This window comes from Streptomyces humidus (genome assembly GCF_014649655.1).
GTDB classification, from domain to species: Bacteria; Actinomycetota; Actinomycetes; order Streptomycetales; family Streptomycetaceae; genus Streptomyces; species Streptomyces humidus.
Genome location: NZ_BMTL01000070.1, coordinates 1 through 18,874, shown reverse-complemented (window position 1 = coordinate 18,874; position 18,874 = coordinate 1). Strand labels below are relative to the sequence as shown.

General features: G+C 67.7%; 12 protein-coding genes and 3 pseudogenes. 11 read left to right on the top strand and 4 right to left on the bottom strand.

The window, feature by feature from the left end; translation table 11 throughout:
* Positions 1–243 precede the first annotated feature (243 nt).
* The gene (locus IE239_RS42820; RefSeq protein WP_229878765.1) at positions 244–876 is read left to right on the top strand and encodes an IS701 family transposase; all 633 of its coding nucleotides are present in this window, start codon (positions 244–246) and stop codon (positions 874–876) included.
* A 1,086-nt stretch (positions 877–1,962) separates the two neighbouring features.
* On the opposite strand, the gene IE239_RS40365 is transcribed toward IE239_RS42820, so the two are convergent.
* Both IE239_RS40365 and IE239_RS40360 read right to left on the bottom strand, forming a co-directional pair.
* The gene (locus IE239_RS40365; protein WP_190154430.1) at positions 1,963–2,313 is read right to left on the bottom strand and encodes a hypothetical protein; all 351 of its coding nucleotides are present in this window, start codon (positions 2,311–2,313) and stop codon (positions 1,963–1,965) included.
* Between the two features lie 2 nt (positions 2,314–2,315).
* Positions 2,316–2,780, bottom strand: a complete 465-nt coding sequence (locus IE239_RS40360; RefSeq protein ID WP_190154429.1) for a prevent-host-death protein — start codon at positions 2,778–2,780, stop codon at positions 2,316–2,318.
* Positions 2,781–3,079: 299 nt separating this feature from the next.
* On the opposite strand from IE239_RS40360, the pseudogene IE239_RS40355 reads away from it, so the two are divergent.
* A pseudogene (locus tag IE239_RS40355) lies at positions 3,080–4,175 on the top strand (integrase core domain-containing protein).
* Positions 4,176–4,291: 116 nt separating this feature from the next.
* Here the strand turns inward: IE239_RS40355 and IE239_RS40350 are convergent.
* The gene (locus IE239_RS40350) at positions 4,292–4,483 is read right to left on the bottom strand and encodes a hypothetical protein (protein WP_190154428.1); all 192 of its coding nucleotides are present in this window, start codon (positions 4,481–4,483) and stop codon (positions 4,292–4,294) included.
* A gap of 179 nt (positions 4,484–4,662) precedes the next feature.
* On the opposite strand from IE239_RS40350, the pseudogene IE239_RS40345 reads away from it, so the two are divergent.
* Positions 4,663–5,770 (top strand): annotated as a pseudogene (locus IE239_RS40345) (ABC transporter substrate-binding protein).
* A 770-nt stretch (positions 5,771–6,540) separates the two neighbouring features.
* Entirely contained in the window at positions 6,541–7,344 is an 804-nt protein-coding gene (locus IE239_RS40340; protein WP_190154427.1) for an SDR family NAD(P)-dependent oxidoreductase, read from the top strand.
* A gap of 272 nt (positions 7,345–7,616) precedes the next feature.
* On the opposite strand, the gene IE239_RS40335 is transcribed toward IE239_RS40340, so the two are convergent.
* On the bottom strand, positions 7,617–8,231 hold the full coding sequence (locus tag IE239_RS40335; protein ID WP_190154426.1) for a TetR/AcrR family transcriptional regulator: 615 nt from the start codon (positions 8,229–8,231) through the stop codon (positions 7,617–7,619).
* 44 nt (positions 8,232–8,275) lie between these two features.
* On the opposite strand from IE239_RS40335, the gene IE239_RS40330 reads away from it, so the two are divergent.
* The 7 genes and pseudogenes from IE239_RS40330 (at position 8,276) to IE239_RS40300 (ending at position 18,781) form a co-directional block, all read left to right on the top strand.
* Positions 8,276–9,817 (top strand): APC family permease, encoded by a 1,542-nt coding sequence (locus IE239_RS40330; protein ID WP_229878762.1) that lies wholly within the window; start codon positions 8,276–8,278, stop codon positions 9,815–9,817.
* The gene (locus IE239_RS40325) at positions 9,817–11,421 is read left to right on the top strand and encodes an amidohydrolase (protein WP_190154425.1); all 1,605 of its coding nucleotides are present in this window, start codon (positions 9,817–9,819) and stop codon (positions 11,419–11,421) included. Before IE239_RS40330 ends, IE239_RS40325 begins: the two co-directional genes overlap by 1 nt.
* Positions 11,418–14,333, top strand: a complete 2,916-nt coding sequence (locus tag IE239_RS40320; RefSeq protein ID WP_190154424.1) for an aminotransferase — start codon at positions 11,418–11,420, stop codon at positions 14,331–14,333. Before IE239_RS40325 ends, IE239_RS40320 begins: the two co-directional genes overlap by 4 nt.
* 6 nt (positions 14,334–14,339) lie before the next feature.
* Positions 14,340–14,495 (top strand): annotated as a pseudogene (locus tag IE239_RS40315) (urease subunit gamma); the annotation flags it as partial.
* A gap of 40 nt (positions 14,496–14,535) precedes the next feature.
* On the top strand, positions 14,536–15,582 hold the full coding sequence (locus IE239_RS40310; protein ID WP_190154422.1) for a phosphotransferase: 1,047 nt from the start codon (positions 14,536–14,538) through the stop codon (positions 15,580–15,582).
* Positions 15,583–15,650: 68 nt separating this feature from the next.
* A complete protein-coding gene (locus IE239_RS40305) occupies positions 15,651–16,973 on the top strand; it encodes an aspartate aminotransferase family protein (protein WP_229878760.1) in 1,323 nt (440 codons plus the stop codon).
* A gap of 440 nt (positions 16,974–17,413) precedes the next feature.
* Positions 17,414–18,781, top strand: coding sequence for an aldehyde dehydrogenase family protein (locus IE239_RS40300; protein WP_190154421.1), 1,368 nt, complete (start codon positions 17,414–17,416; stop codon positions 18,779–18,781).
* Positions 18,782–18,874 lie beyond the last annotated feature (93 nt).

The window sequence follows — 18,874 nt, the reverse complement described above, 5'->3', positions numbered from 1 at the left end:
ACTGATGCGCTAAATCACCGGCATTGCTGGTCAGAGGCACTTTCTGCTTGCCTGTTCACTTGCCGGACAGCCTGCTTCATGAAAGCGCGAGGCTAACTTGGGCGGATCGGCCTGACCCCGGTGGCTGCCTCGATCCGCCCGGTTACCGGTAGTTCGTTAAATCCGGTGATGGTGTGGGTTGACTGCAGGCCGGGTTGGTCGTAGGTCGGTGGTAGGAGTCAATTGGCTTGCTGGGGGCTGAAGATGACCGCTCGCCGTCCGTGTCCGCCCGCGCCGGGGCCGTTGGAGGAGTACACGGCCCGGTTCGACGACCTCTTCTTCGGCCTGGCCCAGCGGCTGGGCTTTCGTGAGTACCTGACCGGGCTGCTGGCGCCACGGGAGCGGAACAAGACGATCACCTGTCTGGCAGGGGCAGAACCGGTGGCCGGTGCGGGGACGCCGGGGGTACAGCGGCTGCAGTTCTTCCTGTCCGAGTCGCCGTGGGAGGCCGAGCTGATCAACGACCGGCGGCTTGAGCTGCTACGCGAGCAGCCGGCGACCGCACCGCACGACGACGGGGTCATCGTGGTCGACGACTCCGGGGACCGCAAGGACGGCACGGCGACCGCGCACGTGGGCCGGCAGTGGCTGGGCCGGTTGGGCAAGACGGACAACGGCATCGTCACGGTGACCGCGGTGTGGACCGACGGCCGCGTGTACTACCCGCTGCATGCGACTCCCTACCCCCCTCACCACTTGCCCGCGGCCGGTCCGATCCGGCCTTCCGTACGAAACCGCAGCCGGCCGCTGCCCTCGCGGCCCGCGGGGGGGGGGGGGGCGGCGGGCTTCGGCTGCCGGGCGGTGGTCGCCGACTGCGCCTACTTGAGTCAGCGATGACTGGTACCTCGCACTGCGCGAGGCCAGCCTGGCCTAGGTGGTGGCCCTCAAACCGCACCGCGGCACCTGGGCCCCAGCCGACCAGCCGCACACCCCCATCGAAGCCGGCCACGCCCTGACCTGGCGCGACGCCAAGCATCCGGGCGACTGGACGCCCATGGAGCGTCACTTCCGCGACGGGCACACCGAGACCTGGTGGGCCGCCGATGCCCGCCTGGGCGGCTACGGACCCGACTCACCCTGCCGGCTGGTCGTGGCCACCACCGACCCGGCTACGTTGCCGGAGAAGGCCACTTGGTACCTGGGCCACCAACCTGCCCCACCCCGACGCTCTCCACGCCACCACCAGCCCGCACCCGCCGGCTGCCCTCGCCGAGATCGTCCGTCTCTACGGCCTGCGGCCGTGGATCGAGCAGAGCTACAAACAGGTCAAGGACGAACCCGGCTGGGCAGACTTCCAAGTCCGCTCCGACCGCGCCATTCGCCGCCACCAGACCCTGGTCAACTGCGCTTTCTCCTTCTGCTGGGACCAATGGTTCGCCCCACCTGGACGCCACCGCGCCGGACCCGTGCCCCGACGAGGGGCCGGAGAGAGGGGGGCCGGCTCCGTCCCACCAGCCCCAACGGCCCTGCTGGCCAAGGGCGTTACGGGCCATCCGTTCCTGGCTCACCCCTGCCGTCACCCTCAACCGATGGTGGCGAGCCTGGACGGACACCGACCCGCCCTCCGAACTCCAGGCACTGATCGATGCGGTCACCACCGGACACGGCATTGACCTCTACCTCCGGATTTAACGAACTACCGGTAGTGGCCGCGTGCGGACGCGGTGAGTAACGCAGGCGCCTGCTCTCTGCCCGGTGGTGGTGTACTTCGTCCTGGGGCTGGCGCTGTTCTCGCCCGCTCCGTATCTCAAGCTGGCGAAGCCGCTTCACGCAGAGGCTTCCCGTCCGCGGAGTGATCGGGAGGTCGAGTCGCCCTTTCCCAAGGCCGCGCCACCCTCGGGTGAAGTCAAAGTCCCCAGCCGCGGCAGTCACACAGCGATCATCCCACTCAGATGCCCGACGCTACGAAGCTGCGAAGCTGGCCTACTTCGTCTCGTTCGGGTGGCTCGTGTGCACCTGCTCCAGGAAGACCGTGCGCTCGTGGACGTAGAACCAGATGCGTGCGGTGCCCTTCGCAGTCGGTTTGTGCTGCCACCTCTCATGGGTCGCGCCGCCACGCTCGATGACGCCGAGCTCACCTTTGAGCCGATAGTTCGTCGGCGTCGTGGACAGTGGCGTCCGCGTGAGGAAGTCCCAGGTCTCCGTCATGGAGTTGCGGATCGTCGCGACGAGGTCGCGCCATCCCTTCTGCGCGTCGGCTGTGGCGAAGCGGATCTCGTACTCGATCTTCTTCGGAGGGCGAGGGACCAGCTCGCCCTTCCTGGCGGCCGCCACGGTTAGGGACGCTCCACGGTCTCATCGTCGTCGAGCCACTCCAGACCGGCGCTGCCGCTGCTGAGCCCGGCCGCGACGGCGGTGGCCGTCTCCTTCCAGGAGGTCAGCTCTGCGATCGCGAGGTGCGGCTGGTCGGTGGAAAACGACGCGCGCGCCGCATCGACGAGGTCCTGCGCGCAGGACTCCCGGTCGGCCGGCGACAGCGCGAGCATCCAAGGAAAGGCCTTGGACATCCGCTCGGCGAGCGAGCCGCGGTCGTCGAGGGTGACGGTGATGAGCTGCGCGGCAAAGTTCAGCAAGCGGGCACGGCCCTCGGCCTCGCGCTGCGACATCAGGACCAGAGCCTCGCCGTCGCGCCGTGTCACCGTCACGGGGTGGTCCTCGGCCTCGGCGAAGACCTCGGCAGAGCGCTTGCTCAGGTCCGAGGAGCGCCGAGTCGCCGCGGGGAGGTCTGCTGCGATGGTCATGGATCCATAGTATTCGGAACGTATTCGGAAGTCCAGTGGAGGCCGCGGAGTGCGTGCGCCAGATTCGACCTCCGGATGCGGTCCGAAGTCAGATCTCAGCCTTCCTTGATGCTTGAGTCAGACCCGAACTCACAGCCGGTCGATCGTCGAGATGGGGAGCGCACTTACAGAACTGCTTACCTTGCGCCTGCCGAAAAACTCATCCGTCTTGGTGAGGGCTGGTGTACGGGTGGTGTCGAGCTCGGGCGCTTGGGCGGGCGCTCTGGCACCTGGTGAGTGCCCCGGCAGGATGATCTGTCGTGCTGCTTCGACTTGCCTATCGGGGTGTGGCGAACGTGTTCGCCCTGCTGCGGCTGCTGCCGGTGAGCAACCAGGACAAGGACGCGGAGATCCTCGCGCTGCGTCATCAGATCACGGTGCTGGAACGCCAGCTCGGCCGGGATCGGGTGCGGTTCGCCCCGAGTGACCGGGTGTTCCTGGCCGCGCTGCTGCACCGGCTCCCGCGCGGTGTGCTGCGCCGGGCTCGGCTGCTGGTGCGCCCGGACACTGTGCTGCGCTGGCACCGTGACCTGGTCCCGCGCCGCCACGCGGCCCGTTCCCGGCCGGGGCGTGCGGGACGGCCACGCACGGTGCGCTCGATCCGCGCTCTCATCCTGCGTCTGGCGAGGGAGAATTCCGGGTGGGGGTATCGGCGCATCCACGGTGAGCTGCTGGTCCTGGGCGTGCAGGTGGCCGCCTCCACGGTGTGGGAGATCCTGAAAGAGGCGGGGATCGACCCGGTACCCGAGCGGGATTCCAGCACCTGGACGGACTTTCCGCGCTCCCAGGCCGATGCCCTGCTGGCCTGCGACTTCTTCGAGACCATCACTCTGTCCGGGACGCGGCTGTACGTGTTCGCCGTGCTCGAGCACGCCAGCCGGCGCATCCGGGTCCTGGGCGCCACCGCACACCCGACCGCCTCCTGGGTGACACAGGCCGCAAAGAACCTGGTCATGCACCTCGAGGACACCGGCTGCCGGGCCCGGTTCATGATCCGCGACCGCGACGGGGAGTACCCCGCCCTGTTCGACACCGTCCTTGATGATGCGGGGATCGAGGTCGTACTCAGCGGGATCCGGATGCCGCGGATGAGAGCGCTCATGGAACGCTGGGTGCAGACCTGCCGGCACGAGCTGCTGGACGGCACCCTGATCTGGAACCAGCACCATCTGCTCCACGCCCTGCGCGAGTTCGAATAGCACTACAACTCCCACCGGCCCCCAGGGCATCGCCAACGCCCGACCACTGCACGCCTTGCCCCCACCGATCACCGATTCGGAGCAGCTCACCCACCTCGACATGCGCCGACGTGACCACCTCGGCGGCACCCTCCACGAGTACCGACATACGGCCTGAACTACACGGACGAGATTCTCGGCAGGGACAGGGTTCCGGATCGCCACCGCAGACCGTCAGAGGTCGAAGCCCAGCAGCTCGATCTTCCAGCGCCGGATGGGCTCCTTCCGGCGCGATCACTCTTCCCGGCCGCCGGTGAACCACAGGGTCCGGACCATGTCCGCCGCGGCCCGGCGCCGGATCGGCATCCGGGCGTACACCGCCGTGAGTGACAGCAGGATGATCAGCAGCAGGTACAGCGCGACGATCGCAAGCAGGGCCCACACCAGCAGTGGTACCCAAGCGAGGAACGGCACGATTGCCGTCACGGCGACCCCTATCAATTGCAGAGCAATCTCCGCATTGACGGGGCGGCTTACCGCAACGGACAACACATGGAGGGCGCCCGACGCCCATGCCCATGCTCAGGCATCGGGCCGCTTCACCATGCCACCCCCCCATCCAGAGAGGTCTCCTCAGCGTACCCAACTTCAGCAGGTGACATGTCCTGGCCACCGGCGCCGCCCTCGGTGTCGGAGCGCTCGGCGCCACGGCACCTTCGGCCGCGGCCGCCCCGGCGGGTTACCGCGGCGCGGGCAGGCGTGAGGAGACGCGGACGCTCGACGAGCTCTACCAGGCGGCGCTCGCGGAGGGCGGCAAGCTCGTCGTCTACGCCGGCGGCGACACCCCCACCCAGCAGGACGGCACCAAGGCGGCCTTCAAGGCCCGCTTCCCAGACATCGACCTGACGCTGATCGTGGACTACAGCAAGTACCACGACGTCCGCGTCGACAACCAGTTCGCCACCGACACCCTCGTTCCGGATGTCGTGCAGTTCCAGACCCTTCAGGACTTCCCCCGCTGGAAGGAAGGGCCGTCTGCTCCCTTACAAGCCCGCCGGGTTCTCGAAGGTCTACGACAAGTTCAAGGACCCCCAGGGCGCGTGGGTGGCCACGGGAGCGCTTGCCTTCAGCTTCCTGTACAGCACGGCGACGGTCGGTTCCGGCATACGGCTCACCCCGCGCGACCTGGTCGACCCCACGTGGAAGGGCAAGATCGCCTCGTCGTACCCGCACGACGACGACGCGGTCCTCTACCTCTACACCCTGTACGTCCAGAAGTACGGCTGGGACTGGGTGGCCGAACTCGCCGCACAGGACGTGCAGTTCGCGCGAGGCAGCAACTCCCCGGGCGACGCCGTCTTCGGCGGACAGAAGGCGATCGGCGTCGGTACCGCGGGCTCGGCCGTCCCGTCGACGTCGTCTCCGGTGCGGTTCGTGGTCGACGACGGAGTCCCGTTCATGTCCTGGGGGCAGCGCACCGCGATCCTCAAGCAGGCCAAGAACACCACCGCCGCCAAGCTCTTCCTCAACTGGCAGCTGTCGACGGAGATGCAGGACGGATCCTGGAACGGCTGGTCCGTCCGCACCGACATCAGTCCGCCGACCGGTCTGAAGAAGATCTGGGAGTACCCGAACGGGAACCTGGACGGCTTCCCCCGCTTCATGGCCGACCGCGCCGCGGTCGAACGCTGGAAGCAGACCTTCGCCCTGTACTTCGGCGAGGTCAAGGGCGACCCCACGCCCGGCTCACTCGGGCTGCACCCGGGGGCGTAGAGGCGGGCGGGGGCGTCGGCCGGTGCTCCGAAGCGGCGACCGGATGACCGGCGCCCCCGCTCTTCACGAGACTCCTGCCGGTGACGGATGGGCTCGGACGCCCTGTACGAGTGGATCACCACCCAGGGGGTGTGTCGTGACCGCCCGCACTCCGACACCCCGCCTCCGTCGTGGACCTGTGGATCTGCGAAGCCGCCCGCAGCGGTCTCTTCAAGGCATGCAGGTGCGGCAGATCGGCGGTACGGACCTGGGTGATCCAGGTCTCGAGCGCGTCGGCATTGTCTGGGTGAGGCTTCAGGAGCTGGGCGAAGTCCCCGCGCCAGCTCGTCGACGGGGAGGGGGAGCACGGCGCGGAAGGGGACGGCGGTGACCGTCCAGTCGCCGGACGTAGCGGCTTCTGCCGGAGTGGCTGCGCGCGCCCGGGGGCCGAGGTGGGCGGTCAGACCTCGGAAGGTCTGGGGCCACGAGAGTTGCTGAGCACGAGGTTCGGGGTGCCGGCGTCACCGGATGCCTTCTCTGCCATGCCGAAAACGTAGCCCGTCGAGTTCCGGTGGGAATGGGTTTCGGTTGCGAGTTTCGGTTGGTGTCGCCGGGCGTGTCGACCCGGTCGCCGAGCGGGCTCGAGACGGTCCACCGAAAACGACCAGTTGTGGTCGGTTGTGGGATCTCCACAACCGAGTAGCGGCACTGTCCACGCGGGACCTTGCGGTCGTGCGCGGGCTCATCCAGAGTGCGTACCCTCGTGTGAGGTTCACCGATCGGAGAGACGTATGCGGACCGAGCGCGGCAGCCAACCGGTGGCGGTCGTCACGGGTGCGGGAAGCTCTGACGGGATCGGCTTCGCGTGTGCCCGTCGCCTGGCCGAGGACTACGCCGTGGTGGTTGCCTCCACCACGGAACGCATCCACGACCGCGCGAAGCAGTTGGGCGGTGGACGTTTCGACGCTGTCGGCTTCGCCGGCGATCTGACCGTTTCGGCGAACGCCGACGCCCTGATAGCCCTCGCCCTCGAGGCTTTCGGGCGAGTCGACGTGCTGGTGAACAACGCCGGCATGGTGTCCGTGTCTGGTGCTGAGGAAGCAACCTCTGTCGGGTCCACCACGGACGAGGACTGGCGAGCGACCGTCTCACGCAACCTCGACACGACGTTCTACGTCTCGCGAGCGGCGATACCCGTCCTCACCGAGGGCGTGGGGCGGATCGTCAACATGTCGTCGGTGTCGGGTCCGTTGATGGCCTACCCGGACGACGCCGGGTACCACGCGTCGAAGGCCGCCATCGTCGGACTGACCAGGTCCATCGCGGTGGACCTGGCACCGCGAGGTATCACCTGCAACGCGGTGGCGCCCGGGTGGATCGCCACAGCCTCGTCGACGCCTCGCGAGCTGTCCATGGGTGAGGCGACGCCGATGGGTCGTCCTGGCCACCCGGAGGAGGTTGCGGCGGTCGTCGCGTTCCTTGCGTCGCCTGCCGCGTCCTACCTGACGGGCCAGTTGATCGTCGTCGACGGTGGCAACTCGATCGCGGAGGAGCGAGGTGCGTCCGTCACACCGTTCCGGCTGGGGGAGTCATGAGGCGACCCTGGGAGCCGTTGCGTTGATCACCTCGTAGGCCGTGTGCGTGGCGGCGTTCCCGCGGAGGTGTTCTGGATGTTGGCGCCGCGGTGACTCGCCGGGGCTAGCTCCGTTCTCCGCAGGTCACCCATTCGGGAAGATCAACTGATCGCAGCGGGTCAGCCACCGATCAGCGCAGCGGTCCGAGTTGCAGAACCTGCCGAAGCACGATCACCTGAGGACCGTGATCAAGCTCGGAGGCTGTGCAAAAGAGTGACCCGCGAAGTACGGGGCTAGCTCGACTGGTTGGCGAGGTTGGCGATGCCCGCGATGAGGATGTCCAGGGCGAGCTCGAACGCTCGGTCGGACCGTTGGCGACCGGAGCCGGCCTGCTGGATCGCCGTGATCAGAGCGGGGCTGCGGGCCTGGTCCACCGCCCAGCCCTCGTCGGGCGCTGCGAGGTCGAGGGCGGCACCGAGGACGATGCTGTCGCACATCGTGATCACGTCGAGGAGCTGCCCGTCCGGCACCCCAGTGGCCCTCAAGGTCTCGGCGAGCTCGTCGTACATGCCCATGACCTCCGGAGACGACACGGTGTAGGAGGTCACGAGTGGGATCAGGCGCTGATGAGCGGCGAAGCACTCGCGATACCGACGAAGCCGCGAACGGACGGTCTGGTCCCATGGCCCTGGTGCGCCGGCCTCGACACCGCCCTCGCGGAACACCAAGGAGCGCATCGCCTCGACGATCTCGCCCTTGCTGGAGAGGTGGTTGTAGAGCGACGAGGGCCGCACTCCGAGGGCGTCCGCGACCTGGGCGATCGTGAACTCGCCCGTGCGGTCGACCAGCCGGAGCGCGGCCGTGGCGATGGCGTCCTTGGACAACAACGGCGTACGGGGCCTACCCACGGTTTCCTCTCAGTCCGTTTTCTCGACGGATCCCTTGACATGTGATGTGTACCGCATCGATTCTAAAACGAATCCCATTCGTTTGCAGCTTCGAGGTCGCCATGTCTGCACTCCCCAGCTCCACCTCCTCGGTCTCGGAACCATCCTCGCCCGCGTCGGGCTCGACCGCGCTCCGTCCGGACTCCATCGGCGCTGTCGGCGTGACGGCCACCGTCGTCTCGGCGGCCGCACCCCTGACGGCCATGGCCGGCGTGGCACCGATCGCGCTGGCGATCGGCGGTGTCGGCGTGCCGGGCGCCTACCTGCTGGCCGGGGTCGTGCTGAGTGTCTTCGCCATCGGCTTCACCGCGATGGCGGCGCAGATCAGGCGGACCGGCGGCTTCTTCGTCTACATCGGGCACGCGTTCGGCGGCACCGCCGGGTTCGCGGCAGCCGTGCTGGCGATCGTGTCCTACAACCTGCTCCAGATCGGCGTCTACGGTCTCTTCGGCATCCAGACCCAGGCGGCGCTCGACGACCTCTTCGGCGTGACCGCTCCGTGGTGGGTGATCTCGGCGATCGCGGTGGTGGCGGTGTTCATCCTGGGCGCGCTCGGGATCGACGTCGGGGCGAAGGTACTCGTCGTGCTGATCACCCTGGAGTCGGCGATCCTGGTGATCATGGGCCTGGCCATCATCGCCCAGGGCGGCGCAGGTGGGCTCGGGGGCGCGTCGTTCGAACCGGGCAACATCTTCAACAGCGGGGTGTTGGCGGTCCTCGGGATCTGCTTCGCCGCGTTCATGGGCTTCGAGTCCACAGCGTTGTACCGCGCCGAGACGCGCGATCCCGCCCGGACGATCCCGCGGGCGACGTACGCCGCTGTCGGGTTCATGGCGTTGTTCTTCTGCTTCATCACCTGGACCGTGGTGCAGGCGTTCGGCGAGGCTGACATCCAGGCCGCGGGCGGTGAGATGGGTCCCAGGCTCTTCTTCGTCACCATGGACCAGTACGTCGGCGCGTGGGCGGTGCACGCCATGTACGTCCTGATCGTGACCAGTGTCTACGCATCGCAGTTGGCCTTCCACAACGCGATCAACCGGTACGTGTTCGGGATGGCGGAGAGCGGCATCCTGGCGAGGGTGTTCGCCCGCACCAACCGCGCCGGCAGCCCGGGGTTCGCGGGTGGGGTGCAGAGCCTGCTTGCCCTGGCCGTCGTGCTCTCCTTCGCTGCACTGGGCCTCGACCCGTTGCAGGACCTGCTGATCAAGGTGAACACTCCCGGCGTCATCGGCATCATCGTGCTGCAGATGCTCGCTGCGGCCGCGGCGGTGGCGTTCTTCGTACGCCGCCGGGGCATGCCGCGACGGGGGTTCCTGATCTCGACCTCGGTGGCCGCGGCCGGGGTGATGGCCTGGGTCATCTACGAGGTGGTCAGGCACCTCGACGTGCTCACCGGCGCGCCGCAGGCAACCAACGTCGTGCTGGTGGCAGTTGTGCCCGTCGTGCTGCTGGCCGGCGTCGTCGGTGGCCTCGTGCTGCGCAGCGTCCGACCCGAGACGATCGCCCTGCTGGCCCACGACGACGCCGAAGTGGAGCTGCCCAAGTGATGGACCTCATCATCTCCGCCGACCGGATCAGGACCCTGGCAGACGCCGATGAAGCTGCCACCGCGGTGGCGATCCGCGGGGGCCGGATCGCCGCCGTGGGCACCCGAGAAGACGTCTCGCGCTGGCGGGGACCGGCGACCCGGGTCGTCGACCTCGGCGCCGCGACGGTCACTCCGGGGCTCATCGACGCGCACATCCATCCGGTGCTGGGCGCCCAGCTGACCCGTGGCGTCGCGCTCTCCGGACTAGACCTCGACGGCGTACGCCGGGAGCTGGCCGTGCACGCGGCCACTGTTGAGCCCGACGCCTGGGTGCTGGGCTGGGGCCTGGACCCCAACGTAGTGCGCGGTCGGACCCTCACCGCGGCGGACATCGACGACGTCCTCGGTGGGCGGCCGGCTCTGATCCGGCTCTTCGACGGCCACTCGGCGCTCGCGTCCAGCCGGGCGCTCGAGGTCGCGGGCGTCGACGGTCCCAGAGCCTTCGACCAGCGGTCGGAGGTCGTGTGCGGGTCCGACGGCAGGCCGACCGGGCTGCTGCTGGAGTCGGCCGCGATCGCGCTCGTGGACGACGCGGTCCCCACGCCCACGGTCGGGGAGCTCGCGGAACGCACCTACGAGACGTTGAACCGGATGGCCGCACTCGGGATCACCGCGGCTCACGCGCTCGAGCACGCGCCGCAGGCCTCGGCGGTGTACGACCTCATCGAGGCCGAAGGTGAGCTGCCGGTGCGGCTGCGCTGCTCGCCCTGGGTCCAACCCGGCACCAGTGAGCGCGACTGGGAGGCGGTCGCCGCACTGCAGGGAACCGGCGGTCGGCGCTGGCACGTGCGGGGCGCGAAGCTGTTCATCGACGGCACCGTCGACAACGGCACCGCCTGGCTCACCGAGCCGGACACCCTCGGTGAGTCGATGTCGCCGTACTGGCCTGATCCGGAGGAGTACTCCCGCGCGATCGCCTGGTTCGACGCCCACGACCTGCCGACGACCACGCACGCGATCGGCGACCAGGGAGTCCGGTTCGTGCTGCAGGCACTCGAACGGACACGCGGTCGCGCACGGCACCGGATCGAGCACGTCGAGACGATCCCGGACGACCTGGTTGATGCGTTCGCCACGCTGCCGGTCACCGCCAGCATGCAGCCCACGCACTGCACCGATTACACCGCGCCCGACGGCAGCGACAACTGGTCGACCCGGCTTGGTCCGCTGCGGGCCGCACGTGGCTGGCGGATCCGCGACCTGCGCGACGCCGGCGTCCGGGTCGCGCTCGGGTCGGACTGGCCGATCGCGGACTTCGATCCGCGCGGCATCCTCGCGGCAGCCCAGCTTCGCCGCAGGGGCGGAGCGCCCGAGCGGGTGCCGCTGCAGCCGGACCAGGCGATCACCGCGCGGATGGCACTCGAGGGCTACACGACCCATGCGGCCTGGTCGGTGGGCGAGGAGGGCGAGGCCGGCACCATCGAGGTCGGCAAGCGTGCGGATCTGACGGCTTTCGCCGTGGATCCGCTGCACGCGCCGCCGGACGAGCTGGTCGAGGCTCCGATCATCCTGACGGTGGCAGATGGCGCGGTCACCCACGAGCGGACGGAGTCAGTGAGATGACGACCGGGATGGACTTCTTCGACGCCGTCACCCTTCCCACGCCACGTGTCGACGAGGCGTGGGCTCGCAGGGTCGTTCGGGATTCTTTCGGTATCGACGCCGTTGCCCACCAGCTGGGTAGCAACCAGGACGCCAACTTCCTCATCCGGACACCCAACGGTGAACCGGTCGCGGTGCTCAAGGTGACGAATCCGGCATTCGTGGCCGCCGAGATCTCGGTCCAGGACGATGCTACCGACCGAATAGCAGCTGCATGTCCGGACCTGAGGATCGCCCAGGTGCTGCGCGGTGATGATGGAGTCGCCCAGCGCACGACGGTCGACACTCCGGACGGCCCAGCGGTAGCGCGGCTGATCCGGTTCCTGGACGGCGGCACGCTCTTCGACCAGGGCTACCTGGATCCGCGGAGCGTGGCCCGGTTGGGCGAGGTCGCAGCCAAGGTCGACCTGGCGCTGGCTGGGCTCACCGACAACGCGCATGACCGGGTCCTCCAGTGGGACCTGCAGTACGCAGACCGCACGGTTGCCGCGCTGGGCTCGTCGCTGCCCGCGGCTCGGCGTGACCGGATCGAGAGCGCTGCGGCCAGGGCCTGGGACCTCGTGGCACCGCTCGTTCCGGACCTGCCTGTGCAGGTCGTGCACCTCGACCTCACCGACGACAACACCGTGCTCGGCGCAGACAGTGTCGTCGACGGGGTGATCGACTTCAGCGACGTGACTCGAACGTGGACCGTCTGCGAGCTCGCGATCGCGATCTCCTCGGTCCTGCACCACCCGGGCGCGGAGCCGGCCAGCGTGCTGCCCGCGGTGCGGGCGTACCACTCTCTGCGTCCGCTGTCGGAAGCCGAAGTGGAGGCGCTCTGGCCGCTCGTGGTCCTGCGTGCCGCGGTCCTGGTCGTCAGTGGCTGCCACCAGGTGGCCGTCGACGGTGACAACGATTATGCGGAGACGCGCCTCGTCAGGGAGTGGCGCATCGCGGACCAGGCGCTCTCGGTCCCGCCCGAGGTGATGACCGCTCTGATCCGCGACACCTTGGGCCTGGGGTGGGCGGGTGACGAAGCAGCGGGTCCCCTCCCGGACGGAGTCCTGCTCGCCCTCCCTGACGCGGCGGTGCTGGACCTCTCCCCGCAGTCCTCGTTGCTGGACGACGGAGCATGGGAGAACGCCGAGATCGCCGAGGTGCTCGCCGCGGATCGATTGGCGGCCGGGCATCGAGCCGTGGTGACGAAGTTCGGCGAGGCCCGCCTTGCCGGAAGTCGCGCGCTCGTACAGGAGTCTCCAGCCTCGGTCGCGACCGGTATCGACCTCTGGACGGCCGGATCCGAGGAACTCAGTGCGCCGTGGGACTGCGAGGTGTCTTCCGACGAGTCCGGCATCGTGCTGCGTGCAGACCACATAGAAGTGGTGGCGCGCGGTGTCACCGCTCGCGCCATGGGGGCCGTCGTCGCCGGCACGGTCGTGGCCACGACCGTGCCGCGCAGTCGAACCCGGATCACGGCGGGCCGCCGGGCCGGAGGCGTACCCGAGGGAGTGGCCGCGCCGTACGCACGGGGATGGCTGGCCACGCTCGCCGACCCAGCTCCTCTGCTCGGGCTGCCCACGACGAGCGCCGGTCACACCGGCAGCAGCGCAGCGGAGTCCGTGCTCGAGCAACGCGAACGCGCGCTGGCCGAAGTCCAGGAGCACTACTACCGGGAGCCGCCCCGGATCGAACGCGGCTGGCGCCACTTCCTCATCACCGAGGAGGGACGTCCGCTGCTGGACATGATCAACAACGTCGCGGTGGTCGGGCACTCTCACCCGCATATCGCCAGAACCGCTGAACGCCAGCTACGGCTGCTGAACACGAACTCCCGGTTCAACTACGAGGCGATCGCCTCGTTCGGCGCCCGGCTCGCGGACCTCGCGCCTGATCCGTTGGACACCGTCTTCCTGGTGAACTCCGGCTCCGAGGCGACCGACCTGGCGATTCGGCTCGCGCTCGTTGCCACCGGCCGATCCGACATGGTTGCGATGAGCGAGGCCTACCACGGATGGACGTATGCATCGGATGCGGTCTCGACCTCCGTCGCCGACAACCCGAACGCACTGCAGAGCAGGCCGAGCTGGGTGCACACCGTCGCAGCGCCCAACCCGTATCGCGGCCAGCATCGAGGCAGCGATGCCAGCCGGTACGGACCCGAAGCGGCCGCGGCCATCGACAAGCTCGCCGCGTCCGGACAAGCGCCGGCCGGCTTCATCGGCGAGACCTACTACGGCAACGCCGGCGGGATGCCGCTGCCCGAGGGATACCTCGCCGCCGTGTACGCCGCGGTGCGCCGCCACGGTGGCCTGGCCATCGCCGACGAGATTCAGGTCGGCTACGGCCGGCTCGGTCACTGGTTCTGGGGATTCGAGCAACAAGCCGTCGTACCCGACATCATCGCCGTGGCGAAGGCCGTGGGGAACGGCGTTCCCGTCGGCGCCGTCATCACCAGCCGCGCCGTGGCCGACAAATACCGCGATGCCGGCTACTTCTTCTCCTCCACCGGAGGCAGCCCGCTGTCCTCGCGCATCGGTCTCGCCGTGCTCGACATCATCCGTGACGAGGACCTGCAGGGAAACGCTCGCGACGTCGGGGGTCATCTCAAGGCGCGTCTCGAAGAGCTGGCGCAGCGACACGAGATCATCGGAGCGGTCCACGGCCATGGCCTCTACCTGGGCGTAGAGCTGGTACGCGACCGGACCACCCTCGAGCCGGCGTCGAGTGAGGCAAACGCCATCTGCGATCGGATGCTCGACCTGGGTGTCGTGATCCAGCCGACGAGTGACCGGATGAACGTATTCAAGGTGAAGCCGCCCCTGTGCATCGACCGGTCCGCTGCCGACTTCTTCGTCGACACCCTCGACCGGGTGTTGTCGGAGGGGTGGTGATCAAGCGTGCGACTCACGCCGAGTGAGCGGAACAGGCTGCTGATCTTCACCACGGCAGCCCTCGCGCCGCGCCGGCTGGCGCGAGGGCTTCGACTCAACGTGCCCGAGGCCACCGGTCACATCGGCGGCACGGTTTGTGAAGCCGCCCGCGACGGACGTCGTTGAGTTGACGAAGCGCACTGCTCGCAACGGAAGGAACTGGATGAGCCCGACAGCACTTTCAGGTGGCCAGGAGGAGGAAATCGTGCTGACGGAACATCTGAATGCCCAATACGAGATGTCGGTCGACGCCGTGGACTTTCTGGGCGGCGAAGTAGACCGGAACTATCGAATCGAAACATCGGCCGGCGTAACCTTCCTGGCCAAAGTTCAGAAGGACAAGGACCTCCGCACCCTCCAGTGGCAGGAGGCGATCCTTGTGCATCTTGCTAGCAGGGACGCCGGTGTCTCGATGCCTACGATTGTTCCGACGTCGGACGGGCGGCTGCACTCTCGGTACTCGCTCAAAGCCAACACGGCCATCGTCTCGGTCCACAACTGGCTCTCGGGTACTGAGCTGATCAAGCTGCCGAGCCATTCGGACTCATTGTTGACGGACATCGGTGCGAAGAGCGCGAGTATCACCCGCGCGCTCGAGGGTTTCGACGCGCCGGCACTCCACCAGTCCCATCACTGGGATGTAACTCGGTCGGACAGGGCCATCCGTTCCTGTCTTGACGACCACCCGCAGCTCGCCGGTGAGCCCTACGTGCGAACCGTGTTGGAGTGGTTCAATGAGGTGCAGTCCAAGCTGACCGAGCTACCACGGGCACTGGTGCATCACGACCTGAACGACAACAACCTTCTCGTCGACACCAATGATGGACAGCAGCACGTGAGCGGGGTACTGGACTTCAACGACGCTCTCTTCAGCGTTCGTGTTGCTGAGCCGGCGATTGCAGGTGCCTACGCCATGCTCCGCAAGGAGGATCCGTTGCGGGCGCTCGGACTCGTCGTTGCGGGGTACCAGCAGGTGCAGTCGCTGTCGGCCGACGAGCTTGAGGTCGTCTATCCCCTCGCGGTTGCACGCCTCTGTGTCCAGGTCCTGACGTTGACCGCCCGCTCGCAGAGCAACCCGACTGAGTACGGGACCCGGCGCATGGAGCACACGCTTCCCGCCCTCGGGCGTCTCCTCGAGATCGAGCCCGCCGCGGCGACCACCTACTTGCGCGAGGCACGCGGCGACGTCGCCCAGGCGAAGGTGATCTAGATGCCAACGCACACGCCCGTCCAAGAAGCCGAGGTCGCCTCGGCGGCCGGTGTTGAAAGGTACCTCCGGTGACAACTCAACCGCGCTACATGGCGAACGCGTTCAACGGCGACGAGAGCGAGCTGGAGCCTGACCTTCAAACCTTGAGCCGACGTCGCGAGCGGGTGCTCGCACCCAGCTACCGACTCTTCTACCGCCGACCGGTCGCGCCGGTCCGAGCGGAAGGCGTCTGGCTCTTCGATGCAGAGGGTCGCCGCTACCTGGACGCATACAATAATGTCCCTGCCGTTGGACACAGCAACCCACACGTTCACCGGCTGGTGAGCAAGCAACTGGCGACGATCAACACCCACACCCGCTATCTGACCGCGAGCGTCATCGACTACTCCGAGCGTCTGCTCGACCTCTTCCCGGCACCGCTCACCAAGGTGGTGTATACGTGCACAGGGAGCGAGGCGGTCGACCTCGCGCTTCGGATCGCCCGGTACGAGACCGGGCAGCTGGGCGTGATCTGCACCTCGAACGCCTATCACGGCACCACTGCCGCCGCCGCCGAGATTTCGCCCAGTCTGGGACCCAACAACTCGATCGGTCCGAATGTGGTGCTCGTCGAGGCGCCGGACCTATGTCGCGAGGACCCAGCGGAGGCCGGCGAGCGTTTCGCGCGGCGGGTCCGCGATGCGATCGCCGAGCTCGCCGCACGCGGCCTGGGACTTGCCGCCATGATCGTCGACTCGGTGATGTCCAGTGATGGGGTGCAGTCCCGTCCCGGTGGGCTTCTCGCACCGGCCGCAACGGTGGTGCGGGACGCCGGCGGACTGTGGATAGCCGACGAGGTCCAGTCAGGGTTCGGGCGACTCGGGCACGGTTGGTGGGGCTTCACCCAGCATTACCTCGAACCCGACCTCGTGGTCCTTGGCAAGCCCATGGGCAACGGCATCCCCATCGCTGCAGTCGTGGGAACCGAGCAGGCGCTGGATCGCTTCGGCCGCGACATCCGCTACTTCAACACCTTCGCTGGCAACCCGGTCAGCATCGCGGCAGCGACTGCCGTCCTCGACGTGATCGAGCGCGACGACCTGATCGACAACGCCAGACAGACCGGCGAACACCTCCTGGCCGGATTGCGTCGAATCGCCGAGCACCACCCGTCCATGGCACACGTCCGGGGAAGCGGCCTGTTCATCGCAGCAGAGTTCGTGACCGACCCCGACAGCTTGCAGCCGGATCCGGCCCAGGCATCAGACATAGTGAATCGCCTCCGGGAGCGCGGTGTGCTCATCAGTGTCTCCGGCCCTGCGGAGAACGTCCTGAAGATCAGGCCGCCGCTGCCCTTCGACCCGACTCACGCTGACCACCTACTCGCCGCCATGGACGTGGTGTTGGCCTGACATCGCGCCCCGCGCACCCTAGTGCTGCTGACCGGTCAGCGGCCCCAACCACCCATCAGCACGACAAACGAGGAGTAGTCCCATGCAAGCCGTCCTGTTCTCCGGCAACCACGGACGGGTTGACGTGACCGACTTGCAACTCGATCCCCCCGGAGGTACGCGTCCAGATCGCGGCCACCTGCGGCACGCTGCAGCGTCGCGATGAACCTCGTCGCCCCCGGCGGAGTCCTCCAGGACGCTACGTCACGCATCCGGCAGTCCGGCGAGCAGATCTACCACTACCAGGGCGTCTCCTCCTTCGCGGAGGAAGCCATCGTGCCGGCCACAGGTGCGATCCGGATCCGCAAGGACGCGCCCCTCGACGTGGTCTGCCGGATCGGCATCTCGCGCTCGACAACTGACTCTGCCCACGAACGACTCAACAATCCACGGAGATACAGATGCCCAGCCCCAGCTTCCAGGTCGTGAACCCGGCAACGGGCGAGGAGAGCGCACCTCACCCGTTCATCACCGACACAGAGCTCGAAGCGGTCCTCAGCACTGCTCGCGACATCCAGCGCGAGTGGGCTTCGTGGGCCGCTCCCGCCCGAGCCAAGATTCTCAACGACGTAGCCAGGTACCACCGCAACAACCTAGAGGAACTCGCCACCATCGCGGTCCGTGAGATGGGCAAGCCCATCACGCAGGCTCGTGCCGAGGTCGAGTTCAGCGCGGACATCTACGACTACTACGCCGACAACGGCACGGCGTTCCTGGCAGACGAGCCGATCGCAGTCTCCGGCAGCGGCTCCGCGCTGATCCGCAAGCAGCCGATCGGCACAGTGCTCGGCATCATGCCCTGGAACTTCCCCTACTACCAGGTGGCCCGTTTCGCCGCGCCCGCCCTCATGGCTGGCAACAGCGTGCTGCTCAAGCCCGCTCCTCAGTGCCCTGACTCATCCGCCTCGATCGCGTACGCCTTCTCCGTCGCACCCCAAGGGGTCTTCACGAGGATCCTCGCCTCGGAATCCGCCATCGCCAACCTCATCGAAGACACCCGTGTCGCCGGTGTCAGCTTCACCGGTTCAGAACGAGCGGGCGCGATCGTCGGAGGCCTGGCCGGTGCTGCAGTGAAGAAGACTGTCCTCGAGCTCGGGGGCTCCGATCCCTTCCTGGTTCTCGACGTCACCTCCGTGGACACAGTCGTAGAAGCCGCCGTCGAAGCTCGCCTCGACAACAGCGGCCAGTCTTGCAATGGCGCGAAACGCATCATCGTCATCGACCGGCACTATGACGACTTCGTGCGCCAGTTCGTCGAACGCCTCAGCGAGATCACGCCCGCAGATCCGATGCTCGACGACACCGTCCTTGGCCCACTGTCGTCTGCCGACGCCGCCGAGAGGCTCGCAGCCCAGGTACAGCGCGCGATCGCCAACGGAGCAACCGCTTTGCTGGCGCCTGAGCGACGGCGCGCGTTCCATGGTTGCGGGGTGCTGGCCGATGTGACCGCAGACAACCCGGTCCACCGCGAAGAGCTCTTCGGGCCGGTCGCGGTCCTGTATCGGGCGGCCGACGAGGGCCACGCTGTCGAGATCGCCAACGACACGCCCTTCGGCCTGGGCTCGTACGTCTATACCGACGACCTGAACCAGGCAAATCGCGTCGCCAACGCTCTCGACACCGGGATGGTCTACATCAACGGGGTCGGCCAGGACGCTGTCGAACTGCCCTTCGGTGGCACGAAGCGATCAGGCGTTGGAAGGGAGTTGGGGTCACTCGGCATTCGCGAGTTCGTCAACCACCAACTGATCCGAACCGTCACGTACTAGGTGTATTGACCCGCAGGGTTGTTCACACGGCTGATGGGTGGCTGGCCGCCGAGTGCGGTGTGGCAGCGATGGTGGTTGTAGGTGTGCAGGAAG